At 54.6% G+C, this 17710-nt stretch carries 13 protein-coding genes; 10 read left to right on the top strand and 3 right to left on the bottom strand.

The features are described 5' to 3' along the window. The first annotated feature begins 188 nt into the window (after positions 1-188). A complete protein-coding gene (locus C8N40_RS02775) occupies positions 189-1946 on the top strand; it encodes an ABC transporter ATP-binding protein (RefSeq protein ID WP_108210244.1) in 1758 nt (585 codons plus the stop codon). Between the two features lie 122 nt (positions 1947-2068). Continuing rightward, positions 2069-3127, top strand: a complete 1059-nt coding sequence (locus C8N40_RS02770; RefSeq protein ID WP_108210243.1) for a coiled-coil domain-containing protein — start codon at positions 2069-2071, stop codon at positions 3125-3127. A gap of 3 nt (positions 3128-3130) precedes the next feature. On the opposite strand, the gene C8N40_RS02765 is transcribed toward C8N40_RS02770, so the two are convergent. Further along, a complete protein-coding gene (locus tag C8N40_RS02765) occupies positions 3131-3673 on the bottom strand; it encodes a transposase (RefSeq protein ID WP_108210242.1) in 543 nt (180 codons plus the stop codon). 1101 nt (positions 3674-4774) lie between these two features. Here C8N40_RS02765 and mfd point away from each other — a divergent pair. The 5 genes from mfd (at position 4775) to C8N40_RS02735 (ending at position 12118) form a co-directional block, all read left to right on the top strand. Continuing rightward, entirely contained in the window at positions 4775-8152 is a 3378-nt protein-coding gene (gene mfd, locus C8N40_RS02755) for a transcription-repair coupling factor (RefSeq protein WP_108210240.1), read from the top strand. 139 nt (positions 8153-8291) lie between these two features. Continuing rightward, positions 8292-9908, top strand: coding sequence for a PAS domain-containing protein (locus C8N40_RS02750; protein ID WP_108210239.1), 1617 nt, complete (start codon positions 8292-8294; stop codon positions 9906-9908). Between the two features lie 214 nt (positions 9909-10122). Further along, positions 10123-10530 carry a response regulator gene (locus C8N40_RS02745; protein WP_108210238.1) on the top strand — a complete coding sequence of 136 codons (408 nt, stop codon included), beginning with the start codon at positions 10123-10125 and terminating at the stop codon, positions 10528-10530. 160 nt (positions 10531-10690) lie between these two features. Continuing rightward, positions 10691-11503, top strand: coding sequence for a hypothetical protein (locus C8N40_RS02740; protein WP_108210237.1), 813 nt, complete (start codon positions 10691-10693; stop codon positions 11501-11503). 198 nt (positions 11504-11701) lie between these two features. Next, positions 11702-12118, top strand: a complete 417-nt coding sequence (locus C8N40_RS02735; protein WP_108210236.1) for a hypothetical protein — start codon at positions 11702-11704, stop codon at positions 12116-12118. Positions 12119-12194: 76 nt separating this feature from the next. Here C8N40_RS02735 and C8N40_RS02730 read toward each other — a convergent pair whose 3' ends face one another. After that, positions 12195-12779 (bottom strand): hypothetical protein, encoded by a 585-nt coding sequence (locus tag C8N40_RS02730; protein WP_108210235.1) that lies wholly within the window; start codon positions 12777-12779, stop codon positions 12195-12197. Between the two features lie 139 nt (positions 12780-12918). On the opposite strand from C8N40_RS02730, the gene C8N40_RS02725 reads away from it, so the two are divergent. The 3 genes from C8N40_RS02725 to C8N40_RS02715 all read left to right on the top strand — a co-directional run bounded on the left by C8N40_RS02725 (position 12919) and on the right by C8N40_RS02715 (position 15595). Then, positions 12919-13497, top strand: a complete 579-nt coding sequence (locus tag C8N40_RS02725; RefSeq protein WP_108210234.1) for a uracil-DNA glycosylase family protein — start codon at positions 12919-12921, stop codon at positions 13495-13497. A 61-nt stretch (positions 13498-13558) separates the two neighbouring features. Continuing rightward, the gene (locus C8N40_RS02720; RefSeq protein ID WP_108210233.1) at positions 13559-14707 is read left to right on the top strand and encodes a methionine aminotransferase; all 1149 of its coding nucleotides are present in this window, start codon (positions 13559-13561) and stop codon (positions 14705-14707) included. 111 nt (positions 14708-14818) lie between these two features. After that, positions 14819-15595: an amidohydrolase gene (locus tag C8N40_RS02715; RefSeq protein ID WP_108210232.1), complete on the top strand. Its 777-nt coding sequence runs from the start codon at positions 14819-14821 to the stop codon at positions 15593-15595. Between the two features lie 867 nt (positions 15596-16462). On the opposite strand, the gene C8N40_RS02705 is transcribed toward C8N40_RS02715, so the two are convergent. Next, the gene (locus tag C8N40_RS02705; protein ID WP_108210230.1) at positions 16463-17659 is read right to left on the bottom strand and encodes a PepSY-associated TM helix domain-containing protein; all 1197 of its coding nucleotides are present in this window, start codon (positions 17657-17659) and stop codon (positions 16463-16465) included. Between the last annotated feature and the right edge of the window lie 51 nt (positions 17660-17710).

The raw sequence follows: 17710 nt of genomic DNA, 5'->3' as shown, positions 1-17710 counted from the left end.
GCACAAAGTATAAAAGTATAGATAAGCGCCTGGAGCTACGGCTTCAGGCGCTTTTTTATTCTTTCCAGCTCTGCCCGCCCGCGCTGTTTTTACCTCCGGCCTGCCAGTGTACTTTCCCCGGGCCACAAGCCGGATGCACCCACTCCCCACACCGCCCGTACGTATAAGCCGTACAAAACCTCCCATGAATGCGCGTTCTCTGGAACTACCTGCAGCCCCACCGCGGGCTGGTTATACTTTCGCTCATACTTGCCGGCATAAGCCAGGTGCTGGCTCTGGTCGATCCCATCATCTTCGGCAAGATCATCGACAATTACGCCACGCCACCCTTTACCATGACGAGCGAAGAACGGGTAAAAGGTGCCTTGTGGCTGATGTTGCTGGCCGTGGCGGTGGCGTTGCTCTCACGTTTGGCCAAGGCGTTTCAGGAGTACTTTACCAACCTGGTGGTGCAGAAATTTGGGGTGCAGATATTTAACGACGGCCTTAAGCAAACGCTGCGCCTCTCCTACCAGGAGTATGCCGACCAGAACAGCGGCGAAACGCTTTCCATCCTGCAGCGGGTGCGCCGCGATACCGAGCGCTTCATCAACTCGTTTATCAACATCCTGTTTTCGTCTTTGGTAGGAGTCGGCTTTCTGGTGTGGTATGCAGTAACAAAGCACTGGGCGCTGGTGCCGATATTTTTAATTGGGATGGTGGTGCTGGGCGGCCTGACAAGTATACTTAGTGCTAAAATTAAAACCATGCAACGCTCCATCAACAGGGCCACGAACAAGATGTCGGGGGTGATAACGGAATCGCTGCGCAATATTGAGCTGGTAAAGAGCCTGGGCCTGACCTACCCTGAAATAAGGCGGCTGCGCGCGCACACCGAGCGGATTTTCGAGCTAGAGATGGAGAAAGTGAAGCGGGTGCGCACGCTGTCTTTCCTGCAGGGCACTGCCCTCAACCTGCTCAAGCAATCCATACTTTTCACGCTACTCTGGCTCATTTTCCGGGATGTGCTCTCCACCGGCGAGCTTATCTCGATGCAGTTTATCTCGGTAAGTATCTTCGGGCCGCTGCAGGAAATGGGCACCATCATACTTACCTACCGCGAAGCCGAGGCCTCCCTGCATAACTTCGACGAGCTGATGAACAAGCCTGTGGAGACACGGCCGGAGTCGGCCATTGATGTGGGGCCTTTGCAGCAACTGCGCTTTGAGGACGTGGTTTTCCGGCACAAGGGCGCGCCGCAGAACTCCGTGGACGGCATCTCGTTTGAGGCCAACACGGGCGACACCATTGCCTTTGTGGGGCCATCGGGCTCGGGAAAATCCACGCTGGTAAAGCTGCTGGTGGGTTTATACTTGCCTGATAGCGGGGAGATATACTACAACGGCACGCCCGTAAAAGAAATCTGGCTGAACGAGGCGCGCCGCCAGCTGGGCTTTGTAACGCAGGAGACCAACCTGTTTTCGGGCACCATCAAAGAGAACCTGCAATACGTAAAGCCCGACGCCACCGACGAGGAAGTGCTAACCGCCATGCGAAAAGCATCGGCTACAAACCTGCTGGCCCGCTCCGAGAAGGGCATCCATACCCAGATAGGCGAGGGCGGCCTGAAAATGTCGGGAGGGGAAAAGCAGCGCCTTTCCATTGCCCGCGCCCTAATCCGCAACCCGCGCCTGCTCATCTTCGACGAAGCCACCTCCGCCCTCGACTCCCTTACCGAAGAAGAGATCACAGCCACCGTGCGGGAAATATCGGCCCTGCGCGAGCAGATCACCATCCTGATCGCCCACCGCCTCTCCACCATCATGCACGCCGACACTATTTATGTGCTGGAACGCGGCAAGATTGTGGAGCAGGGCAACCACGTGGAACTGGTAGAACAAAAGGGGTTATACTATGCCATGTGGCGCCAGCAGATTGGGGAGCGCAAGGTGGATCTGATCCGGTAAGACCCGCAGCATGGGCAGCTGTAGGAGCTCTGAAGTATAGCTAAAGTATAAACCTGTGCTTTCTACTCCCCCGATAAAAATTTATACTTTCGTACTCAGTCTATACTTCTTATACTTTTGGCATGCCAAGCTCCAACAAACCTGTCCCCTCGCTCACCCCACAAATCACCTCTCCTGCCAACCGGAAACTGAGCAAGCTGCAGCAGGAGTTTAACCAGAAAACGGAGCAGATTGAGCAACTGAAGCAGGAGCTAACTGCCCGGCGTGAAAGTATAAACCTGGCCCAGAAGCGCATCGAAAAAGAACTGCGCCCCATCATTGAGCAGCAACTGGAAAAACGCGTGGAGCTGGCCTACATACTAGATGAGGCATATGCCCTTGCGTTCTTCAGCTTCCGCGAAAAAGAGAAACTGGCAGCCCTGATTGAAAACATCACCTTTGACCTGATCTCCAGCTACGAGCGTCAGGACATGGTAGAGCTACACGACAAGTATGCCGAGTTTACGTATGCCGAACGCACCTCCTTTGCAGCAGAAGATTTGGAGGAGGTTATACTTGAGGAGCCGGAAATAGAAGATGCATTTGAGGACCTGGATGATTTTGAGCGCATACAGGCCCAACTGGACCGGGAAATGGAGCAAAGGGAACGGGAAAAGCAAAACCGCCAGAAAAGCCGCAAAACCAAAGCGCAGCTAGCCAAAGAAGCCCAGGCAAAAGCCGAGCTCAGCAACATCAGCAAAGCCAGCCGCCGCGTGTATACCGAGCTGGCCAAGCAACTGCACCCCGACCGGGAGCAGGACGAAACCAAGCGCGCCTGGAAGGAAGAAGCCATGAAACGTGTTACCCAAGCCTACCACCACGACGACTTTTTTGAGCTGCTGCGCCTGCAGCTAGAGTTTATGCAGGAACAAGGCCAGGCACTGGATACCCTGCCCGACGAGCAACTGCAGTATTATGTAAAGATTCTGACCGACCAGGTTGAGGAGCTAAAATCAGAGCTGCATGATTTTGTAACTGGCCCGAACGCCGGCTTTTACACCCGTTTCTGCGGCACTCCCAAACAGATGGACCAGAAGTTCAAATCCGCCAAAGAAGACCTGAACCAGGAACTGGAGCAGCTAAAACAAAACCTCCGCACCCTGCAAAACGACCCGCAGATGATCCGGGTGCTGTTGAAGTAGGATTTATACTTGCTGGTAAAACACATCTTCAGGCCATTTTTCAGGGTTGCTCAGAATATAGTCCCTGATCTTGCAATAAGCCTTCTCATTCCGAATGATGTGGTCATGAAAGGATCGCTGCCAGGAAAAGTCTGTTAGTCCTGCTGCCTTTATTAGTTTAGTAGTGGTGGTCTTGTAAGCCCCAATCAGTTGCGACAGGGTTTTAATTTGGGGAGACGAGGAAGAGAACATTCCTGTTTCTCCTGCAGGTCCTAGCGTGGACAGGTCGCGACCTGTCCCTACAGCATCACGGTCAATTTCCAGGATACCATGCACATGGTTTGGCATTACCACAAAAGCATGAAGCACCACATATGGATATTGTTCCTCAAGCCAGGTCCATTGCTGTTCTGCAATAAAGCCATACTTGTTTAGCTGCATGATTTCGTTCACCACCTCGCCAAATACACATGCTTTATCCTGCACACAGGAGGTTACAAAGTATAGCGCATCCTTGCTGTAGTCGAAGCCATTTAACCTGTTCTGTTTCCGCTCTGGCCATTTCATGAGGAAAGTATACGGCAGCAACCTCCATTTGATTGAATTAGAAATCCCCCTGTAGGGACAGGTCGCGACCTGTCCGCGCGATAGGCCGAACGATGAAAGAGGGACAGTTAATGTAGCAATGCCAGATGCTGAAAATCCTGGTTCAGATAAAATTATCAGGAATAAATGCCTGTGCACGATTCGGACAGGTCGCGACCTGTCCCTACAAGAACTATCAAGTTGTACGCAGAGTATCTGGTAGTAATGTATGCCTACATGCTTAACTAATGCCACTGTAGGAGTCGGATTACAAATCCTCGCAGGAAGTGCTTTCGGATTGCAAATCCGAAAGAGCGGGCATTAAGAGATGAATATTTATACCTGTCTTCATATATTGCCAGAACATGGCATATGCTGATAAACTACCCGCACCCGCTTTACAATTCTTCAGATGGTTTAACGCCGGCTGCTTACTATTTGTGGTAGTTGCCCTTCTTGACGTTTTTGTTTTGCCACATAGAATCTACACTGAAAAGATACTCTCCAGACAGGAACTATACCATACTGGACGCTCTAGATTCAGTAGCCGTAGCTTCACAACTCAATTGGACAACATCATCCTTCATACTGAGAATAACCGGTACGCTTATCACAAAGCGCAACGATTTAGCCCAAAGGAAGCTGACTCGGCTCGCTTGGTTACTACCCGGATATTTAAAATTGTGAGAACTGCCCATGTAAAAATTGATGGTGAGGAAAGGGAGTTACGGCAAGGTGCGAGTATGTTTGGCTCTTTCATATTTGTACCTATTACATTTGGTTTGATAGCCATTCTCGGAATAGCCATGCGGCATAATAAAGAGCAACTGCTGAATGCTACGGTCATGAATATAATTCTAATCATAATACAGCTTTGGATGCTAAAGTATCTTTAGCACCATTTTCATACTTTAGGCTGGTGCAACCTACTCACCCAATAAATTCCCTTCCCCCGCAACCTTCTCCTCCTGCTCAGTGTTCTAATAAACCATTAACATGTAGTATCTTTGTGATAAAGAAGTAGCAGAACGCGACTTGGCAAAAGTCCTGTGTTCTGCCTTTGTTGTTTCGTGATAGACCTGAATGAAAGTAACTGACTTTTTAGAACTCTACCGCCTCGACAGCGTGGTGCAGACCATTGCCGAACGCCTCAAGGCCAAAGAACCTTACCGCCTGCAGCTCAAAGGCATGGCAGGCAGCCTGGACGCCGTCATGGCTTCGGCAGTTTATACTTTAAATCCGCAGCACCAACTCTTCGTGATGCACGACAAGGAGGAGGCTGCTTATTTTTATACCGACCTCAAAAACCTGCTCGGCGAAGAGAAGGAAATTCTGCTTTTCCCGACGTCCTACAAGCGCCCTTACAGCTTCGACGATACCGAGAATGCCAACATCCTCATGCGCGCCGAGGTGCTCAACCGCCTCAACTCAAAATCGGAAAAAGGTGAGTTGATCGTGACATATCCTGAGGCGCTGACCGAAAAGGTAATCAACAAGAAATCGCTGGTAGAGAACACGCTGGGCGCGAAGGTGGGTGCCAAGCTGGATGTGAACTTCCTGAGCGAGATGCTGGCCGAGTATGGCTTTGAGCGCACCGAGTTTGTGTACGAGGCGGGCCAGTACGCCGTGCGCGGTGGCATTGTGGACGTATTCTCTTACGCCAACGACCTGCCCTATCGCATCGAGCTTTTCGGCGACGAGATTGAAAGTATAAGAACCTTCGATCCGGACACGCAGCTATCGGTGGAGACGAAGAAATCCATCTCCATCATCCCCAACGTACAGACGAAGCTGCTGCAGGAAACGCGCGAAGCTTTTCTGGACTTCCTGCCGAAGAACACCAACCTCTGGTTTAAGGACGTGCGCCTGACACTGGACGTGATTGAGGAGTACTTCGACAAGGCTTCGCACAACTTCGAGAAGATGATGGCCGGCAGCGGCGGCACTCAGATCGTGTCGGACCCGGAGCAGCTGTTCCAGACGCCGAAGCAGTTCAAAAAGCTACTCGACAACTTCAACGTGGTGGAGATCGGCAAGCGCTTTCACTTTAAATCTGCCGAGGTAATACAACTGCAGGCCAAGCCGCAGCCTTCGTTTAACAAGGATTTCAAGCGACTGGTAAAGGACCTGCACGAGCACCAGGGCGACGGGTTCGTGAACATCATCGCCACCGACTCACCGCGCCAGGTGAACCGCCTGACCATGATCTTCGACGAGCTGGACCACGACGTGCGGTTCCAGCACCTGGGCATTTCACTGCGCGAGGGCTTCATCGACCATACCTTAAAGCTGACCTGCTACACCGACCACCAACTCTTCGACCGCTTTTATCAGCACAAAGCCAAAACCGGGCACTCCAAGCAAAAGGCCATGACGCTGAAAGAGCTGCGCTCGCTGCAGCCCGGCGACTACATCACGCACGTAGACTACGGCATCGGCCGCTTTGCCGGCCTGGAGAAAGTGGAAGTGGGCGGCCGTTTGCAGGAAGCGATTCGCCTGGTATACCGCGACGACGATTTGCTCTATGTCAGCATTCACTCGCTGCACAAGATCTCCAAGTATAGCGGCAAGGAAGGCGGTCCGCCAAGTATGAGCAAGCTGGGCTCGCCGGAGTGGGAGAACAAGAAGAAGAAGGTAAAGAGCAAGGTAAAAGATATTGCCCACGAGCTCATCAGCCTGTACGCCAAGCGCAAGGCCGCGCCGGGCTACGCCTATTCTAAAGACGGCTTCCTGCAGGCCGAGCTGGAATCGTCGTTTATTTACGAGGATACTCCTGACCAGGCAAAATCTACCGAGGATGTAAAGGCCGACATGGAGCAGCCGCACCCGATGGACCGCCTGGTGTGCGGCGACGTGGGCTTCGGCAAAACCGAGGTGGCCATTCGCGCTGCCTTCAAAGCGGCCTGCGACGGCAAGCAGGTGGCCGTGCTGGTGCCCACAACTATACTTGCCATGCAGCACTTCCGCACCTTCCGCGACAGGCTGGAGCAGTTCCCGATTACAGTGGACTACATCAACCGCTTTAAAACGGCCAAGGATACAAAAGAAACCCTGAAGCGCGTGGCCGAGGGCAAGGTGGATATTTTGATCGGTACGCACCGCATCGTGAGCAAGGACGTGAAATTCAAGGACCTGGGCTTGCTGGTGATAGACGAGGAGCAGAAGTTTGGCGTGAAGACGAAAGACAAGCTAAAGGAGATGCGCGTGAACGTGGATACCCTCACGCTGACTGCCACCCCGATCCCGCGCACGCTGCACTTCTCGCTGATGGGCGCACGCGACCTTTCGGTTATCGCTACGCCGCCGCCAAACCGCCAGCCGGTAAAAACAGAACTGCACGTGTTCGACGAGGTGCTGATTCGCGACGCTGTGGTGAACGAGATGAAGCGCGGCGGGCAGGTCTTCTTCGTGCACAACCGCATCAAGGACATCGAAGAAATGGCCGACATGATCCTGCGCCAGGTGCCGGACGCCAAGGTAACCTACGCCCATGGCCAGATGGACCCCGAAACACTCGAAAAACGCATGATGAAGTTCGTGAACGGCGAGTATGACGTGCTGGTAAGTACCAACATCATCGAGTCGGGCCTGGACATTGAGAACGCCAATACCATCATCATCAACCGGGCGCACATGTTCGGTTTGTCGGACCTGCACCAGATGCGCGGGCGCGTGGGCCGCTCGAATAAAAAAGCTTACTGCTACCTGCTTACCCCGCCCGTGGCCGGTCTGCCGACCGATGCCCGCAAGCGCCTGAGCACCCTGGAAGAGTTCTCCGATTTGGGCGAGGGCTTTAAAATCGCCATGCGCGACCTTGATATCCGTGGGGCTGGTAACCTGTTGGGCGGCGAGCAAAGCGGCTTTATCTCCGACCTGGGCTTCGAGATGTACCACCAGGTGCTCGACGACGCCATCAAGGAGCTGAAGGAGACGGAGTTCCGGGAGCTTTTCCTGGGCCACAACCTGGAGGAGTTCATCGAGCCGGTGCGCGAGTGCAACATTGAGACGGACATGGAGGTGCTGATTCCGGAGACTTACGTGGGTAACATCTCCGAACGCCTCAACCTCTACAGCAAGCTCGACAGCGTGAAAAGCATGGATGAGCTCGAGAAAATCTGCGCCAGTATCGTGGACCGTTTCGGGCCGATGCCGGAGCAGGTGCAGCAGCTGGTGGAGATCGTGAAACTGCGCTGGCAGGCACAGCAGCTGGGCTTCGAGAAGCTCACCATCAAAAAGGAAACAATGAAAGGCCACCTGCCCAGCGAGAACAACGACAAGTACTTCCAGTCAGACGTGTTTGGCAATATCCTGAAGTATGTGCAGCAACATCCGCGCCGCTCCCGCCTGAAGGAAGCCAAGGACAAGCTGATCGTGATCGTGGAGGACATCCAAAGTATAAAAGATGCCAAAGAAGTGTTCGAAGGATTTGGCGTGAAGGAAATGGCAGCAGCCAAAGTATAAATTCGCTGCTATACGGCTAGAACTGCCTGGGGCAGCATCCTTTAAAAAAGAGGTGCCGCCCCAGGCAGTTTTTTATTTCCCCGGATCGTATACTACTCTGATCTGATGATTAGACCCTGATTTTAAAGTCCGCTACTCCATGCCATCAACCGATAACCAACTTTCCCCAGACTTTGCCCTTGTGTTCAGAGCATTGCCTGGCTTATACCTGCTCATGTCCCCGGAGCTGAAGGTGCTGGATGCCACCAGACTATACGCCGACACATCCCACTTTAAGATAGAGGAAATTGTCGGGAAACACATTTTGGACACCTTCCCTGAAAACCCCGAAAAAACAGACGAACACAGCAAACAGAACGTGATGGCATCTGTGAACTTTGTCTTGGCCAACAAGAAGCCACACATGATGCCCGTCGTGCGCTATGATGTTCCGCTGCAGGAGGGCGGCTTTGAGCGCAGGTATTGGCGCACGGGCCACACCCCTATCCTTGATCCGGCCGGTAACTTGGTGTACATCCTGCAGGAAGCCCGCGATGTGACGGCCACCGTACTACAGGAGCAGCTAAACGAGCAAAACAGGGAGCGCCTGTCGATGTTGACCAATACCCTGCATGCCGTTACCTGGGACTACGACATAGAGAACAACAGGATGAGCTGGGGTGTCAATTTAAAGGAGGCCTTTGGCTACTCGCCCGAGGAGATGGGCCAGCCAAACACGGGCAACAAGGGCTGGTTGAGCAGGGTACACCCGGACGATGCCGCCGCCGCACTGGAGAGCCTGCGACAGGCTGCCGAGGCCGGGCACAAATACTGGTCCTGCGAGTACCGTTTCCGGAAAGCAAACGGCACCTACGCCTATGTGCTGGACCAGGGATACTTCATCTACGACGACAACAAAAAACCTGTCCGGCAAGTGGGCGCCATGATCGACCTGACCGAGAGCAAGCAGTCGGAAGAGACGCTGAAGGAAACCAACGAGCGCTTCTGGCACCTGCTGGAGAAGCAGCCCTACATCTCCTTCATGGCCGATGCCAAGGGGCGGCTCATCTACTTTAACGGCAACTGGTACGAGTATACCGGGATCCCGAAAGGGCAGGTAGACGGCTGGAGCAACGCCGTTCACCCCGAAGACTCGGCTCATGTACTCACGTCCTGGAACGAGGCAACCAGGTTCGGGCATGTGTTTGAGCAGGAGTACCGCATCCGTAGCCACATCGACGGGCAGTACCGCTGGTTCCTGGACAGGAGTGTGCCGATGTACGACGAGCAGGGCAAGGTAAAGTTCTGGATCGGCACGCTTACGGATGTAGACGAGTTGCGGGAGGCCATTACGCAGATTCAGCTGAAAGACCAGCAGATCACCAACATCCTGAACCTGCTGCCGGCTCACCTTTGCCTGCTGATGGGGCCGGATCATACCTGCCGCTACGCCACCCACGGCATTTACCAGATCTACGGCAACCGGCACTACCTGAGCAAGCCCGCGCGGGAGATCTGGCCTGAAACAGAGCCAATCAACTACCCGGAGGTGCTGGACAAAGTATACCAGCAGCAGGAGCCGGTAAGCTACAAGGAAATCAAACTGCCGATTACGCGGCACTACGGTTCGGCCTGCGAAGACGCGTATTTCAACCTTCAGTTTCAGCCCCTTTTGGATGCCAACCTGCGCATAGAGGGCATCGTTATGTCGGCGGTAGAGGTAACGGAGCTGGTATTGTGTAAGCAAAATGCACAGAAAAGTAGTCCCCCCGATTAATCGGGTGCCATCAAAGCACTACTTTTAAACAAATCGCGTTAACTTTTGTACTACCTTTACGGATAGAGAACCACAGGCAAGCCAAAAGTATAAAACAGCCTGAGCCGGCATAGCGTAACCAACCTTACGCAGTCTGTTGCCGCTGACAACAAAGTATAAAACAGCACGGGCTACTTCCCTGATACTTCTAAAGAGATAACTTATAAAAGGCGTAATGAAAGAGCTGAACACCATACTTTTGATTGACGACGACGAGACTACCAATTACCTGAACCACCGCCTGCTGGCCCGCATGGGCGTAGCCCCCGACATTAGGGTGGTGATGAACGGCGAAGAGGCGCTGGAGTACCTGGAGCACGCCTTCGCCAACGTGGAGGGCTACCCGCGCCCGGATCTTATCTTCGTGGATATTAAAATGTCGGTGATGGATGGCTTTGAGTTTCTGGAGGAGTATCAGAAGTTCACGCCGGAGCAGAAAGGCGGAACGGTGATGCTCATGCTTACCTCATCGGCCAGCTTCTACGACCTGGAAAAACTAAAGCAGTTCCCGGATGTGCGCAGGCATTACTCCAAGCCCCTGGCCGAGGGCGACGTGCGCGAGATTATGCAGGAGTATTTTTAACCAAATCCATACGTGTTGCGGCAGCGGCCTCCTTGTTAAAAGGGGGCCGCTGCTTTTTTATTATCCCTGCCGCTGTTTAACTATAGTTCCTGCAAAGCCGTACATAATAAACCCACAGCTATGTGGCCAACGCTTTTATAAATCATTAGCATAGAATACGATGGCAAACGAACCAATGAACAGCAACGACAGCGCCCGAAATAACCAGCAGATAGGCAAGGACCTTTATAAGAGAGACCAGCAGCAACAGCAGGGGCAAAACCCGCAGCGCTACGGCTACCGTGGCAACCCGGACAGCAGCCAGTGGGGCGAGGGCAACTTCTTCCACACCGGCCCAAGCCCGCGCGGCGCCCAGGACTCTAACGAGCGCAAGTATGGCGAGAACTACCGTCACAACCGCAACTCCACCTACGCCCAGGACCGCAACGCGCACCTAAGCGACCACTACGGCAGCCGCTCCAGCAGTGCCTACCGCAACGAGGGAAGCCAGCTGGACCACGGCCAGCGCGACCAGTACCAAGAGATGCGCCGTCCGCAGACACCGGGAGGATCGCTGCAGGGCAACTACAGCGACATGAACGAGCGACGCGGCAGGATTGATGACCGTACCCGCTACAAGGAGGACGACTTCCGCTACGGCAGCGGCTCGCACAACTGGTACCGCGAGGGCCGCTACACCCCGGACAGCGACGCAACAGCGCCCTATCCGCCCGACAGCCGCGGCTTTATGGAGCGTGTAAAGGATACCTGGAACGACATCTGGCACTCCGACGACCCGGATTACCGGCCACGCCACCACTATACCAGCCCTGTCGATCGCCTCGATTCGCATAAGCGATACGGCTCAGAGCCTTACCGCGACCGCAGCTTCGACAGAGGCTATGAGGGCGGCCCGCGCTGGGCCGACGAGACAGACTCCGGCAGGGACAATTATTACGATGACACCGATAGAGGCCAACGCTATCGCCGCTAAACCGTATAGGCAGTAGATTAGGTAGATTTGGTAGTAGATTAGTTTTAGTTAGTGAAAAAGCAAAGCCAGCCCACGCAGCTGGCTTTGCTTTTTCCGGGCTATTTGCCTATCTTAAAAAGGAACCTCCTGATTATCATACCGTACACTTAGGGGCCGCACCTACCAAGTATAGCTATTAACCACCTTAAGACACACAGCATGCAGCACGAAGAGCAAGACCCAAGACACCACCCGCACCACTGGGAGCATCGGCAGCACCGCCGCCATCCGGACCATCCGAGCCACTTTCAGGACTTCAGGAGCCGCTGGGGCGAACCCATGCCGCCGCTGCCCCCTCACCAGGCCTGGTACCCCGACGAGACAGAGCAATATGCCCGCAGGCAACGCTACCTGCAGGAGGAGTGGCTGCCGGAGCAGCGCTATGAGCGCCAGCCCCCCGCCTGGGAGCAAAGGCCTCCGCGCAGCGAGCGCCCCATGCCATTCCAGCGCGACGTCCATTTCGACCCGAGCAACCAGCGCGTGGAGGACCGTTGGTTCGAGGACCCGCTGATGCCGCACCCCCGCCGCCGCCCGCCCCGCCACTACGATGGCTTCTGGCAGGACTATGAGGATTAGGTGCAGCACCATCAAAGTATAAAGAAGAAGGCCGGATTACCGGCTTTTCTTGTTTTTATACTTTATTCTTCAGCTACTAGAAATGCCGCCGCAGCCCTACCCCCACCGACAGCAGCTCGGGTATGCCCGGTATCAGGTTCACCGATAGGTCAGTGGCTGGTCCAAGCGCATAGTTATACTCAACTTCGCCGCCATACCAGAAGAACCTGTATTGCCATTGCCCGTGCCGCTCAAAATAACCATCGTCGTGGTAGTCTGCTATCTGGTTCCAGTCTTTGCGGTACAGGAGCGTTGGCCCGATGCCTCCGTTTACCGAGTGCCTGCCCCTGCGCAGCATCACGCCCCGCCAGCCCAGGTGCGTGAACCCGGCCAGTTGTGCGGCGCAGTCGGCATAAAGCCCCTGCTCTACCCGCACGCTCAGTTTGTCGCCCAGCACAAAGCGCTCATACCCTATAATACCGCCTAGATCCACCACCAGTGTACCGTTGCTATCCAGCCGGTTCGGGAAAATCTGCGGGTGCGGGCTCTTCTTCAGGTGGGCCGATAGGCCGAAGAACTTTACCGTAAACGCATTTTTATACATCTCCTGCCGTTGCGCCATCACCCGCCACACGGGCAGCAGCACACACAGCAGCATCAGGGGCAGCCTGGCTTTATACATAGCACCTGTTACAATTGCCTTTTATACTTGCGGGCGCAAAGGTAAAGATTTTGTGTTGTCTGGCCGTAGTTCCTTGTTTACCTCAATGTCGCCGCACTAGCTGTCTTATACTTCATTTATACTTTGTAATTTTGCCCGGATGGAGGATTTGGAGAGTTTACTGCAGCAGGTACGGGCCTGCCGCATCTGCGAAGAGCACCTGCCCCTGGGGCCGCGCCCCGTGCTGGTTGCCGGCAGCACGGCCAAGCTGTTGATTGTGGGGCAGGCACCGGGCACCAAGGTGCACGCCAGCGGCATCCCCTGGGATGACCAGAGCGGTAAGCGCCTGCGGCAGTGGCTGGGGCTAACGCCAGAAGTGTTTTACGATGCCAGCCAGGTGGCCATCATCCCGATGGGCTTCTGCTATCCGGGCAAGGGCAAATCCGGCGACCTGCCGCCGCGCCCCGAGTGCGCCCGGCACTGGCACCAGCGCCTGCTGGGCCAGCTTCCCAACATCCAACTCACGCTGCTGGTTGGCAAGTATGCGCAGGACTATTTTCTGGGCAACCGCGCCAAAGCCACCCTGACCGATACCGTGGCCGCCTGGCATGAGTACCTGCCGGAATACATGCCCATGCCGCACCCCTCGCCGCGCAACCAGCTCTGGCTGCGGCGCAACCCCTGGTTCGAGGCCGATGCTATCCCGTACGTACAGCAACTAGTGCAGCAACTTCTGTAGAGATATTTGTATATTGAGTTCCTGTAGCACGAGTCACAAACCCTTTGCCCTGTAATACTATATGATATCCTACCCCATAAGCAAGCTCCCCGACGTAGGTACCAGCATTTTTACCGTGATGTCGGCGCTGGCCAACGAGCACCGGGCCATTAACCTGTCACAGGGCTTCCCGGACTTTAACTGCCCGGAGCCGCTGGTAAACCTGGTGACCAGGTATATGCAGGAGGGGTTTAACCAGTATGCGCCCATGGCCGGCATGCCACAGCTTCGCCACAAAATCAGCCTGAAAACGGAGAAGCTGTACGGGTACCGGCCGGATGAGGAAACAGAAATCACCGTGACCTCCGGCGCTACGGAGGCCCTGAACGCGGCCATTACCGCCGTGGTAAAACCCGGCGACGAGGTGGTGGTGCTCGAGCCCTGCTACGACAGCTACGCGCCTGTTATCCGCCTGTGCGGGGGCTCCCCCATTTACGTGCCGCTGGTGCTGCCTGATTTCTCTGTGGATTGGGACCAGGTGAAGAAGCGCATCTCCTCCCGCACCCGCATGATTATCATCAACACGCCGCATAACCCTACCGGGGCCATCATGAGCAAGCCCGACATGGACCGGCTGGCCAATCTCCTCAGCGGGAGCGACATCCTGGTGCTCAGCGACGAAGTATACGAGCATATGGTCTTCGACGGAAAACAGCACTACAGCGTGCTGCAGCACCCGCAGCTGCGCGAGCGAAGCTTTGTGGTTTCCTCGTTTGGCAAAACCTACCATACCACCGGCTGGAAGGTGGGCTATACCATTGCCCCGCCGGCACTTACCAGAGAACTGCGCCGGGTGCACCAGTTCATTACTTTCTGCACGCCTACGCCTTTTCAGCTGGCCATCGCTGACTTTATGGATGAGGCGGCGCACTACCTCGAGCTCCCGAGCTTCTACCAGGCCAAGCGCGACTTTTTTGTGGAGCAACTGAAGCAGACGCGTTTCGAGGTTGTCCCTTCGGCGGGCACGTACTTTCAGCTGGCAAAGTATAGCGGCATCACCGATGCCTATGACTTGGACTTTGCCAAACAGCTGACCATCGAAACCGGTGTGGCGGCCATCCCTGTGTCGGCTTTTTATCACAACAAAACCGATAACAAGTACCTGCGCTTCTGCTTTGCCAAGAGCGAAGAGACGCTAAAAGCGGCCGCCCAGAAGCTGGCTGAAGTATAACCTTGGATAAAGGATAGTTTGACAAAAGACAAAAGACTTTTTTATACTTTGCCACAGTAAGTGTACTTATACTTTCACCGATTAACAAAATACGAGTAACGAATAACGATAATGGATTTACGCGTAACCATCGTACAGACAGACCTGCACTGGCAGGACGCTGAAGCGAACCGCCGCATGCTCAGCGAGAAGCTAGCCGCAGCAGCCCCCAAAACCGACCTGATTGTGCTACCCGAGATGTTCACCACCGGCTTTAGCATGACCCCGCAAGGCATAGCCGAGCAAGCCGATACCACTACCCTGGGCTGGATGCAGGAAGAGGCGAAGCGGCACCAAGCTGTGCTGACGGGCAGCGTGATGGTGCAGGAAGGCGAGCGCTTTCTGAACCGCCTCTACTGGGTGCGCCCCGACGGCACCTACGCCCAATATGACAAGAAACACCTGTTCCGGATGGCCAGGGAGCACGACACCTATACCCCTGGCAATGAGCGCCTGATTGTGGAACTGAAAGGCTGGAACGTGTGCCCGCTGGTGTGCTACGACCTGCGCTTCCCGGTATGGAGCCGCAACACCGACAACGCCTACGACCTGCTGCTGTACGTAGCCAACTGGCCCAAAGTGCGCCGCCAGCCCTGGAGCACGCTGCTGCAGGCCCGCGCCATTGAAAACCTGGCCTATGTGGTAGGTGTCAACCGCGTCGGCACCGACAGCAACGACCACGCCTACTCCGGTGACTCTGCCATCATCCACCCCAAAGGCTACCATTTGCTGGAAACAGCCGAGGTAGAAGGCATCCATACAGTAACTCTAAGCAAGAAAGAGCTGGAAGATTTCCGGGAAGCTTTTCCGGCGCATCTGGATGCGGACAGGTTTAGTTTGGAGGGGTAAGTGTTTATACTTGCTGGTTTTGAGGCATGCCTGTATCCTTGTAACGTAGAAGCTATTTGTACAGGCTCCGAGCAGCACTACGAAGTATAAACTAATCCCCTCCTTTTCTAAGAGCAGGAGTTTAGCAGTACCGGGCCCAACCACCCCTAACCCCTCCCCAACCCTCCCCTAAAAACAGGGGAGGGAGTTCTGCTACTCCTATTGTCATCTCGAGCAGGGCGAGAGATCTATCGGGAGTCCTAACCAGATCTCTCCCAAAGGTCGAGATGACAGCAAAGGCAGCGGCTATCGAACCTGTTCCCAGCCTTTGGGTTGAGCGCCTTCTAGATTTCCGGTGCCCTGAAAGGGCATTGCGACCGAAGGGCAGCAAAGGAAATGTACATCGCGCGATGCCCTTATCGAGGGCCCCTACCCCTAAGGCGAGCCCTCTCGGGCTTGAGAGCTCCAAAGCCAGAGGTGCAACAGTAGCTCATGTAAGGCTGGAGGAGGAACGGCAGCTAGCAAGGATAGCTTGGTTCAAGTTGCAGGAAGCAGCGGTTAGAAAGTATAAACTGAAGAGTTAGAAGTATAGCCCAAGTATAAGGTATGGCCTTTCAAGCCAGTCAAGTTATAAACTTGACCTCATAGTAGGCACGGGTTGCAAACCCGCGCCAGCGAGGAAGCTATAGAACTATAGCCGAAGTATAAGAGGGCACAAGCGTCGAGAAAAGCATAAAAAGTATAGCTCACGTATGGTCTTCTAAAAGGTTAAGCCTGCATCAGAATGAAAAGCAAACAAAACCGCCACGGCTTAAAGTATAAACCGTGGCGGTGGCTGGAAAGTATAGTCTGATCCCTCTCCTCCTGAATCTTGAGAAAGGAATGCTGTTAGTTGACTAAGGTAGCATGTGCCGCAGTATGGACAACCTTACCCGGCTTCTTCTTTTTGCGCAGCTTGTTGATCCAGATCAGCGTGCCGGTGATGGGCAGGCTGGTGGCTACAAGGCAGGCGATAAAGTATAAAATCTTGGAGAAGGTGCCGTACACGTTGCCCAGGTGCAGCGGCTTTACCAACCCCACAATCTGCTCATTCAGCGGCTTGTCTGAGAACTTCTCCACCTTCAGCGGCTCGGCGCTGTGCTTGTTCAGCTGTACTTTATCAGAGGCAGCCAGGGCAAAGAAGCCTGTTTTGCTTTTCTGGATAACTACGGCTGTGGTATCGTCGGTTGGCAGCGAAAGGCGCAGGTCGCCGGTGTAAGGCAGCAGCAGGTTGGCTTGCTGGATGAAATCCTCCGGCGTGGCGGTGGAGTTTGCGGCGGCAATGGTCATGGGCTTTTCCTTGCGGCCCTTAAACACCTCGGCCCCCATCACGCTGCTCAGGCCGTCGCGGTACCACTCAAACGACCAGCAAAGGCCGGTAAGCGCCATAATCAGCAACAGGATAGAAGAGTAAAAGCCCAACGTGTTGTGCAGGTCGTGGTTAACGCGCTTCCACTTGGCGTTAGTCTTTATCCTGAGCCCCTGCTTCCAGTTTTTGCGCTTTACGGGAAACCACAGCACCAGGCCCGTCAGTACCAGGAATGTAAAGATGATCGTGGAAACGCCCACTATCACACGGCCCACACTATCGCCTAGCAGCAGCCAGCGGTGCAGCTTCATTACCGTGGTGAAAAACTCTGCCGTAGCGCTCTCCGGCGTGCCTACTACCTGGCCGGTGTAAGGGTTAACATAGTAGGTAGCCGGTCTTCCGCCCCCGCCGCCTTTGCCTTGCTCACTACCCTCCGGACCCTTTGCCGGCGCAATCCCCACGCTGTAGGTGCTGGCCTTGTCCTCCGGTATGTTCAGACTGACCACATCGCCCTTCAGTTCCTGCTCCAGCTTGGCAATCAGCACATTAGGGGCCAGGGGCTGTGCATTGGCTGGCACCTCCACGCTGTACTTGCCGGGGTCCATCAACTTCTCTACCTCGTCCTTAAAAGTATAGATAGTGCCCGTGAGGCAGACTACAAACAGCACCAGGCCGCTGGCAATGCCCAGCCACAGGTGTACATCATTGAAAAGCTTGCGCCAGGTATACTTTTTCATGGTGTTGTGAGGTGTAGGGGTTAGGTCAAAAAAAGCTACCGGTAAATATCG

The organism is Pontibacter mucosus (assembly GCF_003054055.1).
GTDB classification, from domain to species: Bacteria; Bacteroidota; Bacteroidia; order Cytophagales; family Hymenobacteraceae; genus Pontibacter; species Pontibacter mucosus.
This window is presented reverse-complemented; position numbering and strand designations above follow the sequence as displayed.

What these genes read in the sequence shown, in the direction of transcription:
- C8N40_RS02765 (WP_108210242.1), bottom strand. Translation starts at nt 3,673, where the DNA reads ATGAAATGGCCAGAGCGGAAACAGAACAGGTTAAATGGCTTCGACTAC.
- C8N40_RS02770 (WP_108210243.1), top strand. Translation starts at nt 2,069, where the DNA reads ATGCCAAGCTCCAACAAACCTGTCCCCTCGCTCACCCCACAAATCACC.
- C8N40_RS02720 (WP_108210233.1), top strand. Translation starts at nt 13,559, where the DNA reads ATGATATCCTACCCCATAAGCAAGCTCCCCGACGTAGGTACCAGCATT.
- C8N40_RS02745 (WP_108210238.1), top strand. Translation starts at nt 10,123, where the DNA reads ATGAAAGAGCTGAACACCATACTTTTGATTGACGACGACGAGACTACC.
- C8N40_RS02725 (WP_108210234.1), top strand. Translation starts at nt 12,919, where the DNA reads ATGGAGGATTTGGAGAGTTTACTGCAGCAGGTACGGGCCTGCCGCATC.
- C8N40_RS02730 (WP_108210235.1), bottom strand. Translation starts at nt 12,779, where the DNA reads ATGTATAAAGCCAGGCTGCCCCTGATGCTGCTGTGTGTGCTGCTGCCC.
- C8N40_RS02750 (WP_108210239.1), top strand. Translation starts at nt 8,292, where the DNA reads ATGCCATCAACCGATAACCAACTTTCCCCAGACTTTGCCCTTGTGTTC.
- C8N40_RS02705 (WP_108210230.1), bottom strand. Translation starts at nt 17,659, where the DNA reads ATGAAAAAGTATACCTGGCGCAAGCTTTTCAATGATGTACACCTGTGG.
- C8N40_RS02740 (WP_108210237.1), top strand. Translation starts at nt 10,691, where the DNA reads ATGGCAAACGAACCAATGAACAGCAACGACAGCGCCCGAAATAACCAG.
- C8N40_RS02715 (WP_108210232.1), top strand. Translation starts at nt 14,819, where the DNA reads ATGGATTTACGCGTAACCATCGTACAGACAGACCTGCACTGGCAGGAC.
- C8N40_RS02735 (WP_108210236.1), top strand. Translation starts at nt 11,702, where the DNA reads ATGCAGCACGAAGAGCAAGACCCAAGACACCACCCGCACCACTGGGAG.
- C8N40_RS02775 (WP_108210244.1), top strand. Translation starts at nt 189, where the DNA reads ATGCGCGTTCTCTGGAACTACCTGCAGCCCCACCGCGGGCTGGTTATA.
- mfd (WP_108210240.1), top strand. Translation starts at nt 4,775, where the DNA reads ATGAAAGTAACTGACTTTTTAGAACTCTACCGCCTCGACAGCGTGGTG.